The 14,194-nt window shown below is 73.4% G+C and carries 10 protein-coding genes and 1 pseudogene; 8 read left to right on the plus strand and 3 right to left on the minus strand.

Annotated elements, in window-relative coordinates; genetic code table 11:
- Positions 1-213: 213 nt before the first annotated feature.
- The gene (locus ACFYMU_RS27085) at positions 214-1,074 is read right to left on the minus strand and encodes a MaoC family dehydratase (protein WP_388378268.1); all 861 of its coding nucleotides are present in this window, start codon (positions 1,072-1,074) and stop codon (positions 214-216) included.
- Between the two features lie 3 nt (positions 1,075-1,077).
- Positions 1,078-2,379: a 3-oxoacyl-ACP reductase gene (locus ACFYMU_RS27090; RefSeq protein WP_388378271.1), complete on the minus strand. Its 1,302-nt coding sequence runs from the start codon at positions 2,377-2,379 to the stop codon at positions 1,078-1,080.
- 113 nt (positions 2,380-2,492) lie between these two features.
- Between ACFYMU_RS27090 and ACFYMU_RS27095 the strand changes: the two are divergent.
- The 4 genes and pseudogenes from ACFYMU_RS27095 (at position 2,493) to ACFYMU_RS27110 (ending at position 8,420) form a co-directional block, all read left to right on the plus strand.
- Positions 2,493-3,834: pseudogene (locus tag ACFYMU_RS27095) on the plus strand (acetyl-CoA C-acetyltransferase).
- A 199-nt stretch (positions 3,835-4,033) separates the two neighbouring features.
- Positions 4,034-5,971 (plus strand): AMP-dependent synthetase/ligase, encoded by a 1,938-nt coding sequence (locus tag ACFYMU_RS27100; RefSeq protein WP_388378275.1) that lies wholly within the window; start codon positions 4,034-4,036, stop codon positions 5,969-5,971.
- A gap of 201 nt (positions 5,972-6,172) precedes the next feature.
- Positions 6,173-7,186 carry a DUF1259 domain-containing protein gene (locus ACFYMU_RS27105; protein WP_388378278.1) on the plus strand — a complete coding sequence of 338 codons (1,014 nt, stop codon included), beginning with the start codon at positions 6,173-6,175 and terminating at the stop codon, positions 7,184-7,186.
- 28 nt (positions 7,187-7,214) lie between these two features.
- Positions 7,215-8,420, plus strand: a complete 1,206-nt coding sequence (locus ACFYMU_RS27110; protein WP_388378281.1) for a cytochrome P450 — start codon at positions 7,215-7,217, stop codon at positions 8,418-8,420.
- 149 nt (positions 8,421-8,569) lie between these two features.
- Here the strand turns inward: ACFYMU_RS27110 and ACFYMU_RS27115 are convergent, their stop codons facing one another.
- Entirely contained in the window at positions 8,570-8,773 is a 204-nt protein-coding gene (locus ACFYMU_RS27115; protein ID WP_043442843.1) for a cold-shock protein, read from the minus strand.
- 355 nt (positions 8,774-9,128) lie between these two features.
- Between ACFYMU_RS27115 and ACFYMU_RS27120 the strand changes: the two genes are divergently transcribed.
- The 4 genes from ACFYMU_RS27120 (at position 9,129) to mqnC (ending at position 14,191) form a co-directional block, all read left to right on the plus strand.
- A complete protein-coding gene (locus ACFYMU_RS27120) occupies positions 9,129-9,977 on the plus strand; it encodes a menaquinone biosynthetic enzyme MqnA/MqnD family protein (protein ID WP_388378285.1) in 849 nt (282 codons plus the stop codon).
- 120 nt (positions 9,978-10,097) lie between these two features.
- Positions 10,098-12,113 (plus strand): protein kinase, encoded by a 2,016-nt coding sequence (locus ACFYMU_RS27125; protein WP_388378288.1) that lies wholly within the window; start codon positions 10,098-10,100, stop codon positions 12,111-12,113.
- A 63-nt stretch (positions 12,114-12,176) separates the two neighbouring features.
- Positions 12,177-12,902 carry a prepilin peptidase gene (locus ACFYMU_RS27130; protein ID WP_388378291.1) on the plus strand — a complete coding sequence of 242 codons (726 nt, stop codon included), beginning with the start codon at positions 12,177-12,179 and terminating at the stop codon, positions 12,900-12,902.
- Between the two features lie 89 nt (positions 12,903-12,991).
- A complete protein-coding gene (gene mqnC, locus ACFYMU_RS27135; protein ID WP_388378293.1) occupies positions 12,992-14,191 on the plus strand; it encodes a cyclic dehypoxanthinyl futalosine synthase in 1,200 nt (399 codons plus the stop codon).
- Positions 14,192-14,194: the final 3 nt, after the last annotated feature.

Raw genomic sequence — 14,194 nt, forward strand, 5'->3', positions numbered from 1 at the left:
GCGGAGCCGAGAGTGGGGGAGCGTGCTCTCGGCGTACTGGGCCCTGACCCACGTACTGGATGTACTTGGGTCCGGGCCCGGGGCGGCGAGTGGGGGTGCCCCCTGCTCGAAGAGCTTGGGGGAGCGTGCATGGCGTCGCACGGCAGACGGGAATGTGACGACAGGGCCTAGGGGGCACCGCCGAGGAGGGCGGGGTGGGGACGACCTGTGGATTCAGCCCGCCGGGGGCCGCAGGTCGCCGGTGAGGTGCGGTCTGTCCCCGCCGCGCAGTTCGAAGCGCCCGGCGTCGGCGGCGTAGGTCACGGTGCCCGGCAGCAGGACGGGCGCCTTGAAATCGGCCCGCATTCGGACGGCTGCGCGGGCCGGCTGCTCCGCCAGACACCGGGCCACGGTCCACATGCCGTGCGCGATGGCGCGGGGGAAGCCGAAGAGGCGGGCCGTGAGGGGGTGCAGGTGGATGGGGTTGCGGTCCCCGGAGACGGCCGCGTACCGCCGCCCGACGTCCTCGCCGAGCCGCCATTCGGCGCGCGCGGGAAGTGCGGTGCGGATGTCGGCGCCGGGCGGCGCCCCGGCGGGGTCCGCGGGGGTGCGATGCCGCGCCAGGTAGGTGCTGCTCGACTCCCAGACCAGCCGGCCCCCGGTCCGGGCCTCGGTGACGACGACCGCCTCGGTGCCGCGCCGGTGGGGCGCCAGTTCCCGCACGCCCACGGTGAGTTCGTAGGCGTCGGTGGGGGCGAGCGCCTCCCGCTGGGTGATCTCGATGGAGGTGTGGACGAGCCCGAGCAGGGGCAGGGGGAACTCCCGGCTCGCCATGATCCGCATGGCCAGCGGAAAGCCGAGGACGTGCGGGTAGGTGAGCGGGAGCGCGTCGACGCCGGTGGGGAAGCCGCAGACGCGCTCGTAGGCGGCGAGACGGGCGAGGTCGATGCGGACGCCGGGCAGGACGAGGAGGGTGCGGGGCGGGGCGGCGCCGGGCCGGGGGCGCTTGAACGGCGAGCGCAGCGCGCCCAGGGCGAGGAGCGGAGCGAGGGAGGGGGAGCCGGGCAGCACGATCTGGTGGCTGGCGGTGGTCATGGTCTACGCCCCCAGCAGGCTCTGGCCGCACACGCGCACGACCTGCCCGTTCACGGCGCCCGAGGCGGGGCCGGCCAGCCAGGCCGTCGTCTCCGCCACGTCCACCGGGTGTCCGCCCTGTCCCAGGGAGTTCATCCGCCGCCCGGCCTCCCGGATGAACAGCGGGACCGCGGCCGTCATCTTCGTCTCGATGAACCCGGGCGCGACCGCGTTCACCGTCACCCCGTGCTCGGCGAGCGCACGCGGCGCGAGCGACCGCACGAGCCCGATCACGCCCGCCTTGCTCGTCGCGTAGTTCGTCTGGCCCGCGTTCCCGGCGATCCCGGAGATCGACGCGGTGGCCACGATCCGCCCCCCGGAACCGAGCACCCCGCGCGAGAGCAGCACGTCCGTGGTGCGCAGCACGCTCCCGAGGTTCACGTCGAGCACCGCGCCCCACCGGTCCGCCGCCATGTTGGCCAGTCGCCGGTCCCGGGTGATCCCGGCGTTGTGGACGAGGACGTCCAGTCCGCCGGGCAGCGCCTCGGCGATCCGCGCGCCCGCGTCGGCCGCCGTGATGTCCAGCGCCAGGGTGCTCGCGCCGAGGCGTTCGGCCGTCCGCCGCAGTTCCGCCTCCGCGGCCGGCACGTCGAGGCACACCACGTGCGCCCCGTCCCGCGCCAGCGTCGCGGCGACCGCCTCGCCGATGCCGCGCGCGGCCCCCGTCACGAGCGCGGTCCGCCCGGCGAGCGGCCGGCCCCAGTCCTCCGGCGGCTGCGCCGGGCCGCCGGCGACCTCGATGACCTGCCCGCTCACGTACGCGGACCTGGGCGAGAGCAGGAACCGCAGCGTCGACTCCGCCGCCCGCGCGTCGGTGAGCCGTACCAGCGTCACGGTCCTCCCGCGCCCGATCTCCTTGCCGAGCGAGCGCGTGAACCCCTCCAGGCCCTGCTGGGCGGCCGCCTGGTGGTGGTCGGCGGGATCGAGCGGCGCGCCCAGGACCACCACCCGCCCGCTGTCGGCGACCGAGCGCACGACGGGATGCAGCGCGGCGTGCACCTCGGCGAGCCCGTCGACGTCCCGGACGCCCGTGGCGTCGAGGACGACCGCGGCCGGCCGGCCGTCGCCGGCCGCGACACCCGTGCGGGCCAGGACGGGGGCGAGGGCGAGCTCCGACTTGCCCGCGGTCAGGTGCAGCAGCGGGCCGTCCAGCGTGGGCCGCTCGGCCGACCAGCGGCGCAGGGCCACGGGCTGCGGCAGCCCGAGCCGCCGGGTGAGGAAACGACCGGGAGCGGTCCCCGTGAAGCGCAGGTAGCGGTCGGCCATGGCGTGACTCCCAGCTGGTTCGTTTCTTTACTCTGGAGTAAGGTTACCGGGGGTAAGCCTATGTCACGGGTGAGGAGCAGGTCGAGATGAGCAACCCCCTCCACATCGGAGAGGTGCTCCCCCAAGCTCTCAACTCCGTTCGAGCAGGGGGGACCCCCACCGTCGCCGTCGTCGGCGGCAGCCGCATCCCCTTCGCCCGCTCCGACGGCCCCTACGCCACGGCCTCCGACCAGGAGATGCTGACCGCGGCCGTGGACGCCCTGGTCGAGCGCCACGGACTCCGGGCCCCCGGCGCGGTCGGCGAGTTCGTCGCCGGGGCGGTGCTCAAGCACAGCCGCGACTTCAACCTCGCCCGCGAGACCGTGCTGGGGTCGCGGCTGGATCCCCGCACCCCCGCCTACGACATCCAGCAGGCGCGCGGCACCGGCCTGCAGGCCGTGATCACCGCCGCCGACAAGATCGCCCTGGGCCGGACGGAGTCCGCGATCGCGGGCGGCGCGGACACGGCGAGCGACGCGCCCCTGGGGGTCGACGACGCGCTGCGCCGCATCCTCCTGGAGGCCCGGCGCGCGAAGACCACCGGCGCCCGGCTGCGGGCCCTTGCGGCGGTCCGCCCGCGCCATCTCATCCCCGACATCCCGCGCAACGCCGAGCCGCGCACCGGCCTGTCCATGGGCGAGCACGCCGCCGTGACGGCCCGCGCCTGGGGGTTCCCCAAGCTCTCAACTACGTTCGAGCAGGGGAGGCCCCTATCCCGCGAGGCCCAGGACGAACTGGCGGCGACCAGCCACCGGCGGTTGGCGGCGGCGTACGAGCGGGGCTTCCTGTCGGACCTGGTGGTGCCCTTCCGGGGGCTGGAGCGCGACCAGAACCTCCGCCCGGACTCGACGCCGGAGAAACTGGGCCGCCCTCAGGCCGGTGTTCGGCACCGACGGCCCCGATCCGACCATGGCGGCGGGCAACTCGACCCCGCTCACGGACGGCGCCGCGGTCGTCCTGCTGGCGAGCGAGGAATGGGCCCGGCGCCGGGGCCTGGAACCGCTGGCGTATCTGACGGCCCACGAGACGGCGGCCGTCGACTTCGTCGGCGGGGACGTGGCGGGCGGCGAGGACTGCCTGCTGATGGCCCCGGCGTACGCGGTCCCGCGCCTGCTGGAGAAGGCGGGGCTCGACATGACGGATTTCGACTTCGTCGAGGTCCACGAGGCGTTCGCCTCCCAGGTGCTGGCGACGCTCGCGGCCTGGGACAAGCGCGGCCTGGCCCCGGTGGACCGCGCCCGGCTGAACGTGGCCGGATCGTCCCTGGCCACCGGTCATCCCTTCGCGGCGACGGGCGCTCGGATGGTGGCCACGCTCGCCAAGCTGCTCGCCGAACGGGACGCCCCCGGCCGCGGCCTGATCTCGATCTGCGCGGCCGGGGGCCAGGGCGTGACGGCGATCCTGGAACGCGCCTGACGGACGTGGGGAGGAGAGTCCACAGCCCCGGCCCCGAATCCTCCATAAATCCACACATTCTCCCCATGGGAGGCCCGTACGATCCTGTAGATAACCGGCGGTAACACCGAGTCGCGCGCCGTCGGCGACCGTCTCGGTGCGCACGGCGCGTACCTCGTGCAGCGAAGCGGTGCACAGCCTCAGGCCCCAGGAGCCGCCCATGCCCATCTCGTACTCGTCCGCGCCCGTCCCCGTCTCCCCGGCCGATCTCGACCACGACGGCGGGCCGGTGTTCGTGGAACCGGAGACGCGGCGGCTGGGCGGTGAGGTGCGGGAGGCGTCCGTACCCCCGCTGGTGCCGCCCGTGACCCATGGCTCACTCGCCGACCTGCCGTTCGAGAACGCGAGCGCGGCGCCCGGCCACCGGGTCCTCAGCCGACGCGGCCCGGACGGCGGGTGGACGGACGTGACGGCGGCGCAGTTCGCCGACCAGGTACTGGCCGTGGCGAAGGGCCTGATCGCCGAGGGCCTGGTGCCGGGCGACCGGATCGCGATCATGGCGCGCACGACGTACGAGTGGACGCTCCTCGACTTCGCGGCCTGGGCGGCCGGCCTGGTGACGGTGCCCGTCTACCCGACCTCCTCCCTCTTCCAGACCCGCTGGATCCTCCAGGACTCGGGCGCGGTCGCCCTGGTGACGGAGACGGCCGGCCAGGCGGCGGCCCTCGGCCCGGAACGCAGCCGTCTGCCCGACCTGCGCCACCTGTGGGTGATGGAGAAGGGGCACGTCGAGCGGCTCGCGGAAGTGGGCGGACAGGTCCCGGACCAGGAGGTGGCCGTGCGCCGCGGCGTACTGGGCCCGGACACGCCGGCCACCCTCGTCTACACCTCGGGCACGACGGGCCGTCCCAAGGGCTGTGTGCTGACGCACGGCAATTTCCTGGCGGAGGTCGACAACGCCGTCGAACTCCTCTACCCGGTGTTCAGGTCCCGGACGGGCGGCGAGCCCTCCACGCTCCTGTTCCTGCCGCTGTCGCACGTCTTCGGCCGCATGGTGGCCATCGCCTGCGTGCGCGCGCGGGTACGCCTGGGCCACGCGCCGAGCATGGCGGCGCAGGACCTGCTGGCCGATCTGGCGGCCTTCAGACCCACCTTCCTGCTGGCCATCCCGTACATGCTGGAGAAGGTGTACAACAACGCCCGGGCGACGGCCGAACGCGGCGGGCGGGGGGCGCTGTTCGATCGCGCGGCAGGTGTGGCCCGGCGCTACGGCGAGGCGCTGGAGGCCCGGCGGCACGGCACGGGTCCCGGCCCGGGCCGTGCCCTGAGGGCCGCCCGCGCCTGCTACGACCCGCTCCTGTACCGCCGTATCCGGGGCGCTCTGGGCGGCAGGGTCCGCCATGTCATCTGCGGCGGCTCTCCGTTGGGCCGCGACCTGGCCGCCTTCTACGCGGGCGCGGGCATCGAGATCTACGAGGGCTACGGCCTGACGGAGTCGACCGGCGCGGCCACCGTCACACCGCCGCTCAGACCCCGTCTGGGCACGGTGGGCTGGCCCCTGCCCGGCACGAAGGTCCGTATCGCGGCGGACGGCGAGGTACTGCTGTCCGGGGGGCAGGTGTTCCGCGGCTACTGGGACCCGCACGCGGGCGGAGTCGTCCCGGCGTCCACCGACGGCTGGTTCCCGACGGGTGACATCGGCCGCCTGGACGACGAGGGCTATCTGACGATCACGGGCCGCAAGAAGGAGATCCTGATCACGGCCGGCGGGAAGAACGTGGCCCCCGCTCCCCTGGAGAACTGGCTGCGCTCCCACCCCCTGATCTCCCAGTGCATCGTCGTCGGCGACGGCCGCCCCTACGTCTCCGCCCTCATCACCCTGGACCCGGAGGGCATCACCCACTGGCGCCGGATGAACGGCAGTCATCCCGTGCCGATGGAACTCCTGGTGGACGACGAGGAGGTGCGCGCGGTCCTGCAGCGCGCGGTGGACGAGGCCAACAAGATGGTCTCCCGCCCCGAGTCCATCCGGCGCTTCGCGGTCCTGCCCGTCGACTTCACCGAGGAGGCCGGGCATCTGACGCCGTCGATGAAGCTGCGCCGGGATCTGATCATGCGGGACTTCGCCCGTCAGGTGGCGGGGCTGTACGCGGGTTAGGCCCTGCCGTTCGGATCGGGCCGGCTGTGGGCCCCGGCGCCATCCCGCTCGGGTCGGCGGGGTGATCCGAACGACAGGGCCTGGGCCCCGGGGCGCCCTCACCCGATCGCGAGCGACTGCTTAGCCCAGCCGGCCCCGGCAGCGGTGGCGATGCCCCGGAGTCCGTGATCCGCCGTGCTTCCATCTCGCCAGGAGGCGCAGATGATGGCTGAGGACGGAGCACGCGGCACCCCGTCACGAGGGGGTGCGTCACGCCGGCGGGTGCTGGCCGCGATGGGCCTGGCTCCCGTGCCGGCCGTGGCGGCCCCGGCCGGCGCCGCGGCCGCCGCGGCGACGGCGAAGGGGACCGGCCGGGTGCCGGCCGTACCGATGCCCACCACGCTGTCGGACTGGACCGCCGTGGCCGACGTGCTGGGCCGCCAGGGCGAGATGAAGCGCGTGATGTACCACACGGGCCTCCCGCGCCGGGACCTCGTGGTGATCTCCCGCGGCGTCATGATCAAGCCCGCGCTGGCCCTGGGATCGCACGTCTCCTTCGTCCGGTACTCCGACGGCGCCACGCTGCTGATGGGCGACGTGGTGGTCACGGAACGCGAACTGCAGCCGTTCGGTGACGCCCTGTACGAGCACGGGATCGAGCAGACCGCGCTCCACAAGCATCTGCTCTCCCAGTTCCCCGACATCTGGTGGGTCCACGTCCACGCGCACGGTCACGACCCGGCGGTCATCGCCCGCGGCCTGCGCGCGGCGTTCGACCGCACCGGCACCCCGCCCCCGTCGCCTCCCGCGCCGGCGCGGCCCCTCGATCTGGACACCGCCGGCATCGATGCCGCGATGGGTGTCCGGGGCGTCGTCGACGACGGGGTCTACAAGAGCATCTTCGCCCGACGCGAGACCGTCACCGACGGCGGCCGGATCCTGCCCTCGGGCCTCGGATCGACCACCGCGATCAACTTCCAGCCGCTGGGTGGCGGTCGGGCCGCGGTCAGCGGCGACTGCGTCATGGTCGCCGACGAGGTCCAGGACGTCCTCGGGGCCCTGCGCCGTGCGGGGGCCGAACTCGTCGAGGTGCACCACCACGGTCTGCGGGACGAACCCCGCCTGTTCTTCACCCACTTCTGGGCCGTCGGCGACGCCGTCGGGCTCGCCCGGGGACTGCGCGCCGCGGTGGACGCCACCCATGTGGTGCCGGTGGCGCCGGCCGACGCGGGCTGACCGACGGCTGGATACGGAGAACCGCGCGATGACATCGAGCAGCGAAGCAGTCAAGTGCCCCTTCGACTTCAGCGAGGGCCTGGAGTTCGATCCCTCGCTCGCGGCGCTCATGGCCCGCGACTCCCCGACCCGGATCCGGCTGCCGTACGGCGACGCCGACGCCTGGCTGGTCACCGGGTTCGACGAGGTGCGGCAGGTGACCACCGACCAGCGGTTCAGCCGGGCGGCGATCATCGGATCCGACTATCCGCGGCTGACACCGGAACCGATCGTCTCGCCCGAGTCGATCAACGTGCTGGACCCGCCGCACAGCAGCCGCCTGCGGCACCTGGCGTCGCAGGCGTTCACCAAACGGCACGTCGAGCGGATGCGGCGGACGATCATCCGGCTCGCGGACACCCTGCTCGACGGGATGGCCGCGCAGGGCCCGCCCGCGGACCTGGTGCACCACCTCTCCGACCCGCTCCCGCAGCACACCGTCTTCGACCTCCTCGGGATCGAGCAGGACGACTGGCCCCGGATGCAGCGGTACATGCACCAGTTGCTGTCCACCGGACCCGACAGCCGCGCCGCCGCCGCCAACGCCAAGGCCGAGCTGCGGGCGTACTTCGGCGAACTGGTCGAACAGCGGCGGCGCTCCCCGGGCACCGATCTGATCAGCGCGCTGGCCGCCGCCCGGGAGGGCGAGGACGTGCTCGACGACCAGGAGCTGGCCGTCATGGCGCTGACGCTGACGCTCAGCGGTCAGGACACGGCCACCTGCCAGATCAGCGACATCTGCTATCTGCTGCTGACCCGCCCCGGCCTCATGGAGCACCTCAGGAACCGGCCGGAGACCCTGACCGACGTGCTGAACGAACTGCTCCGCTACATCCCCTTCCGCAAGGGGGTGGGCATCCCCCGGATCGCGTTGGAGGACGTGGAGCTCGGCGGGGCGCGGATCCGGGCGGGCGACTTCGTCCACGTCTCGTACCTGACGGCCAACCGGGACCCAGGGCGCTACCCGGACCCGGACGTCATCGACCCGGACCGGCCGCCCGTGCCGCACATGACCTTCGGCTGGGGCGGACACCGGTGCATCGCCGTGCCCCTGGCCATGGCGGAGCTGGAAGTGGCCGTCGGGCGGCTGCTGGAGCGGTTCCCCGGGCTGCGGCTGGCGGTGGCGCCGGACGAGGTGCGCTGGGACACGGAGACCATCCGGCGTTTCCCGCTGGAGCTGCCCGTGACCTGGTAGGGCGGCGGGGCGCCCGGGAAAAAGCAGGAGCCCCTTGCGCCGGGTGGCGCGCGGGGCTCCTTGGGTACTGCTGTCCGTTCCGGATCACTGCATCGGACTCATCGAGCCGACGACCTGGAACCGAAGACCTGCAACTCCGAGACGAAGACTCAGATGGCGGTGACGTTCTCCGCCTGCGGGCCCTTCGGGCCCTGGGTCACGTCGAAGCTCACCTGCTGGTTCTCCTCGAGCGAGCGGAAGCCGTTCGCGTTGATCGCGGAGTAGTGGACGAAGACGTCGGGGCCGCCGCCTTCCTGGGCGATGAAGCCAAAGCCCTTTTCGGCGTTGAACCACTTCACGGTTCCGGTAGCCATAAGCCCTCCTTGGGCCCAAAGGGTTGCCCTGCTCCAGAACCTGCAAGTGTGAAAACTTGAACGCCGCACAACTGCATGCCTCTGAAAACGACGAGAGCCCGCGGTCACATGCTCCGCAGGCTCTGTACTGCAAGGAAACCAAACTGCAACTTGCGGCGAGCCTAGCACGCGGGCAGCCGAAAGCAACAGAGGTCAAGATCACGTCACCTTGATGTTTGAAGGGTTCCCGACGTGGGTTGACGTTGCTGTGGCGCATTCTAGTCATAGGGGTTGACACGGATCGGCCGGGGGGTCTCCGAAGCCGCCTGCGGACCCTGGGCCGAGCGTGGTAGCGCACGGGGTCTAGTCTCGCGATGTGGACAATTCTCGCACCCGGCCGCGCGTGGGCCACATCCAGTTCCTGAACTGCCTGCCCCTGTACTGGGGGCTCGCGAGAACCGGGACGCTCCTGGACTTCGAGCTGACCAAGGACACCCCCGAGAAGCTCAGCGAGAAGCTCGTGCAGGGCGACCTCGACATCGGGCCGATCACCCTGGTCGAGTTCCTCAAGCACGCCGACGAACTGGTCGCCTTCCCCGACATCGCGGTCGGCTGCGACGGCCCGGTGATGTCCTGCGTGATCGTCTCGCAGGTCCCGCTGGACCGGCTGGACGGCGCCCGGGTCGCCCTCGGCTCGACCTCCCGGACCTCCGTACGCCTCGCCCAGCTGCTGCTCGCCGACCGGTACGGGGTGAGCCCCGACTACTACACCTGCCCGCCCGATCTCAGCCTGATGATGCAGGAGGCCGAGGCCGCGGTGCTGATCGGCGACGCCGCCCTGCGCGCCAACCTCCTCGACGGGCCGCGCTACGGCCTCGCCGTGCACGACCTCGGTGCGCTGTGGAAGGAGTGGACGGGCCTGCCGTTCGTCTTCGCCGTCTGGGCGGCGCGCCGTGACTACCTGGAGCGCGAGCCCGTCATCACCCGCACGGTGCACGAGGCGTTCCTGGCCTCCCGCAACCTCTCCCTGGAGGAGGTGGGCAAGGTCGCGGAGCAGGCGTCGCGCTGGGAGGCGTTCGACGAGAAGGTCCTGGAGCAGTACTTCACGACGCTCGACTTCCGCTTCGGGGGCCCGCAGCTGGCGGCGGTCGCCGAGTTCGCCCGGCGGGTGGGGCCGACCACGGGCTTTCCCGCGGACGTGCAGGTGAAGCTGCTGGAGCGGTAGGCGGCCGCGCTCCGTGCCCGTGCTCCGTGCCCGTGCTCCGCGCCCGCGCCCCGGGGCGCGGGCACGCAGCGCACGGGGCACTACGCTGCTGGGGAGTCGTACGGGGGAGGGGTGGAGGCCATGCAGCCGCTCGAAGCCGGTGAACCCACCGTCGTGGGGCCCTACCGGCTGCTCGGCCGGCTGGGCTCCGGGGGAATGGGCCGCGTCTACCTCGGGCGCAGCGCGGGCGGGCGCACGGTCGCGGTCAAGGTCGTGCATCCGCACTTCGCGCTCGACGAGGAGTTCCGTGCCCGTTTCCGCCGCGAGGTGGAAGCCGCGCGGCGCGTGGGCGGCGCCTGGACCGCGCCCGTCCTGGACGCGGACCCGGAGGCATCGGTGCCGTGGGTCGCGACCGGGTACGCGGCCGGGCCCTCGCTGGCCGCGGCCGTCGGGGACGTCGGCCCGCTGCCCGCGCACTCGGTACGGGTCCTGGGCGCCGGCCTCGCGGAGGCGCTGACGGCGGTGCACGGGCTGGGCCTCGTCCACCGGGACGTGAAGCCGTCGAACGTGCTGCTGACCCTCGACGGCCCGCTCCTGATCGACTTCGGCATCGCGCGCGCCACGGACGGCACGGCGTCGCTCACCTCCACCGGCGTCTCCATCGGTTCGCCCGGCTACATGTCGCCCGAGCAGATCACCGGGAGGGGCGTCACCGGCGCGGCGGACGTCTTCTCCCTGGGCGCGGTGCTGGCCTACGCGGCGACCGGCGAGTCCCCCTTCCGCGGCGACTCGTCCGCGGCGCTGCTGTACAAGGTGGTCCACGAGGAGCCCGAACTCGGTGGGCTGGACGGTGAGCTGCGGGCCCTGGTGACCGCGTGCCTGGCCAAGGACCCGGCCGGGCGCCCCACACCGGCGGAGGTGGCCCGACGGCTCGCGCCGAGGGGCGCGGCCCCCCTGGTGACCGGGGGCTGGCTGCCGGGCCCCCTGGTGGAGCAGGTCAGCCGCAAGGCCGTCCAACTGCTGAACCTGGAGCCCGCCCAGGCACCGCCGTCCGGCCCGGTGGGCTTCAGCAGCCCCTCGTTCGGCGAACCGTCCGCATCCGGTGCGCCGGTGTCCGACGCCCCGGTGTCGAGCCCCCTGGCGCCTGACGCCTCGGTGTCGCGCCCCGCGTCGCCTGGCACCCCGGTGCCTGACGCCCCGGTGTCGTACCCCGCGTCGTCCGAGGTCCCGGTGTCCGACGCCCCGGTGGCGCACCCCCTGGTGTCGAGCCCCCTGGCGCCTGACGTCCCCGTGGCGCGCCCCGCGTCGCCTGACGTCCCGGTGGCGCGCCCCGCGTCGCCTGACGTCCCGGCGCCGGACGCACCGGTGCCCGGCGTTCCGGCGGCCGGTGGGCCCGCGGGGTCCGCGGGGTCCGCGGGCGTCCACGTCCCACCGGGGCCCGGTGTCTTCGGCCCGCCGCCCGCCGGGGTCTTCGGTCCGCCGCCGGGCCTGGGCGCCCCCGCGACGGCCCCCGCCCACCGGCCGCCCCGGCCCGGCGCGGAGCCGGCCCCGCGGGACGTGCAGGGCCCGCCGGGGAAGCTGTCCGTGAGCGTCGCCGCGACCTCCGCGCCGGGCGCGAACGGCCGTGGCAGGCGGGTCAGCTGCACGGTCGCGCTGGCGGTGGCGGGAGCGCTGGCCGCCGTGACGGTCGGGTCGGCCTTCCTCTTCGGGCCGCTGGGCAAGGGCGGTGCGGGCAAGGGCGACGCGGCGGGTGCCCCCTCCCCGGGGCTCACCAGCGGTTCGGGCGATCCCGGTGCCGGGGATTCCGCCGTGCCCGCCGCGTATCTCGGCACATGGGAGGGCGACGGCCTCGCGCTCGGCGGCACGCTGCCCGCGGGCACCTTCCGCGTCACCGTCCACCGGGCGGACGTGGGCCAGGAGATGGGCACCTTCAGGTCCACCGACCCGCTCGGCGGCGTCTGCGACGACGTGCTCTTCCTGAAGCGGGCCTCGGACCGGCAGCTCGTCGCCTCCAGCGTGGCCAGGAAGTCCAACCCGTCGACGTGCACGACGGGACGGCACGAGATCCGGCTGACGCCGGTCGGCGCCGACCTCAAGTACACGTCCGACAACCCGGACGCCGGGAACCCGACCTCGCGGCTGGCGAAGATCAAGTAACCGATCCGGATCCGCTGCGGCCGGACGGATCACGGGAGTTGGGCCGCCGCATACTCTGTCCGCGTGGATCTGGACCTCTGGCTGACCGCCGGTGCCGCGCTGTGGGGCGCGGCGGCCGGTGCGCTGGTGCCCCGGGCCGCGTACCGGCTCTGCGTCGAGCCCGAGCAGCCGTGGCGCGACCGCTGTCCGGACGGGCATCCGATCGGCGGATGGGTCGGCTGGGCGCGGTGCGCGGACGGGCGGGCCTACGGGCCCGGGACCGCCCTGGTGTGCGGGGCCACCGCCCTGGTCTGCGCGGGGTTCGCGCTCGCCACCGGCAACCGCCCCGAACTGGGCGTCTGGCTGCTGCTCGCGCCCGTCGGCGTGCTGCTGACGATCGTGGACTTCCGGGTGCAGCGGCTGCCGGACGTGCTCACCCTGCCGCTCGCGGCCCTCGCCCTGGCCCTGCTCGCCGCCGCGGCGGCCCTGCCCGGGCACGCGGGGGTGTGGCTCACCGCGCTGCTCGGCGCCCTGGTGCTCGGCGGCGCGTACTTCCTGCTCTTCGTCCTCCCCCCGAACGGCATGGGTTTCGGCGACGTCAAGCTCGCGCTGGGCCTCGGGGCCGTGCTCGGCTGGTACGGCTGGGGCGCCGTGCTGCTCGGGACCTTCGCCGGGTTCCTCTTCGGCGGTCTGTACGGGCTCGCGCTCGTGGCGCTGCGGCGGGCCGGGCGGCGGACCGCGATCCCGTTCGGGCCGTTCCTCATCGCGGGCGCCTTCGTCGGGCTGCTGATCGGCGCCCACGCGGCCTGACGTCGGTGGCCGGGGGCCCCTGGCGTAGGCTGGTCCGGTCCGTCCGCAGCCCCTGCGTCCGTCCACAACCCTCGCGAAAGGGACGCCCGGTGACCGAGAAGGCCGACCTCCAGTCCGTCCTCGACCGTGCCGCCGCCGGTGGGCGGATCACCCCCGAAGAAGCGCTCGCCCTCTACCGTGACGCCCCGCTGCACGCGCTGGGCGCCGCCGCCGACGCCGTGCGCCGCCGCATGTACGCCGGCATCGAGCACATCGCGACCTACATCATCGAGCGCAACATCAACTACACGAACGTGTGCGTGACGGCGTGCAGGTTCTGCGCGTTCTACGCGGCCCCGAAGGACACCGACAAGGGCTGGACGCGCGATCTCGACGACATCCTGCGCCGGTGCGCGGAGACGGTCGAGCTGGGCGGCACGCAGATCATGTTCCAGGGCGGGCACCACCCGGACTACGGCGTCGAGTACTACGAGAAGCACTTCCGCGCCATCAAGGAGTCCTTCCCGCAGCTGGTCATCCACAGCCTGGGTGCCTCCGAGGTCGAGCACATGGCGCGGATCTCGGGCGTGACGGTGGAAGAGGCCGTCACGCGCATCCACGCCGCCGGACTCGACTCCTTCGCCGGTGCGGGCGCCGAACTGCTGCCCGAGCGGCCGCGCAAGGCGATCGCGCCCCTGAAGGAGAGCGGCGAGCGCTGGCTGGAGATCATGGAGATCGCGCACCGGCTGGGGGTCGAGTCGACGTCCACCATGCTCATGGGCACGGGCGAGACCAACGCCGAGCGCATCGAGCACCTGCGGATGATCCGCGACACACAGGACCGCACGGGCGGTTTCCGGGCGTTCATCCCGTACACGTACCAGCCCGAGAACAACCACCTCAAGGGCCGCACCCAGGCGACCGTCTTCGAGTACCTGCGGATGATCGCGATCGCCCGCCTCTTCCTCGACAACGTCCGGCACATCCAGGGCTCGTGGCTGACCACCGGCAAGGAGATCGGTCAACTGTCGCTGCACTACGGCGCCGACGACCTCGGCTCCATCATGCTGGAGGAGAACGTGGTCTCCTCGGCGGGCGCCAAGCACCGCTCCAACCGCCAGGAGATCATCGACCTGATCCGGAAGGCGGGCAGGGTGCCCGCCCAGCGGGCCACGACGTACGAGCACCTCGTCGTCCACGAGGACCCGGCGAACGACCCCGTCGACGAGCGGGTCGTCTCCCACATCTCGTCCACGGCGATCGCGGGTGGCACGGCCCACCCCGAACTGAAGCTGCTGGCTTCCAACTGACCC

Source organism: Streptomyces sp. NPDC007264 (genome assembly GCF_042869095.1).
Taxonomy (GTDB): Bacteria; Actinomycetota; Actinomycetes; order Streptomycetales; family Streptomycetaceae; genus Streptomyces.

Excerpts from the sequence above, each read along its gene's own strand:
- ACFYMU_RS27085 (WP_388378268.1), bottom strand. The coding sequence starts at position 1,074 with ATGACCACCGCCAGCCACCAGATCGTGCTGCCCGGCTCCCCCTCCCTC.
- ACFYMU_RS27090 (WP_388378271.1), bottom strand. The coding sequence starts at position 2,379 with ATGGCCGACCGCTACCTGCGCTTCACGGGGACCGCTCCCGGTCGTTTC.
- ACFYMU_RS27100 (WP_388378275.1), top strand. The coding sequence starts at position 4,034 with ATGCCCATCTCGTACTCGTCCGCGCCCGTCCCCGTCTCCCCGGCCGAT.
- ACFYMU_RS27105 (WP_388378278.1), top strand. The coding sequence starts at position 6,173 with ATGATGGCTGAGGACGGAGCACGCGGCACCCCGTCACGAGGGGGTGCG.
- ACFYMU_RS27110 (WP_388378281.1), top strand. The coding sequence starts at position 7,215 with ATGACATCGAGCAGCGAAGCAGTCAAGTGCCCCTTCGACTTCAGCGAG.
- ACFYMU_RS27115 (WP_043442843.1), bottom strand. The coding sequence starts at position 8,773 with ATGGCTACCGGAACCGTGAAGTGGTTCAACGCCGAAAAGGGCTTTGGC.
- ACFYMU_RS27125 (WP_388378288.1), top strand. The coding sequence starts at position 10,098 with ATGCAGCCGCTCGAAGCCGGTGAACCCACCGTCGTGGGGCCCTACCGG.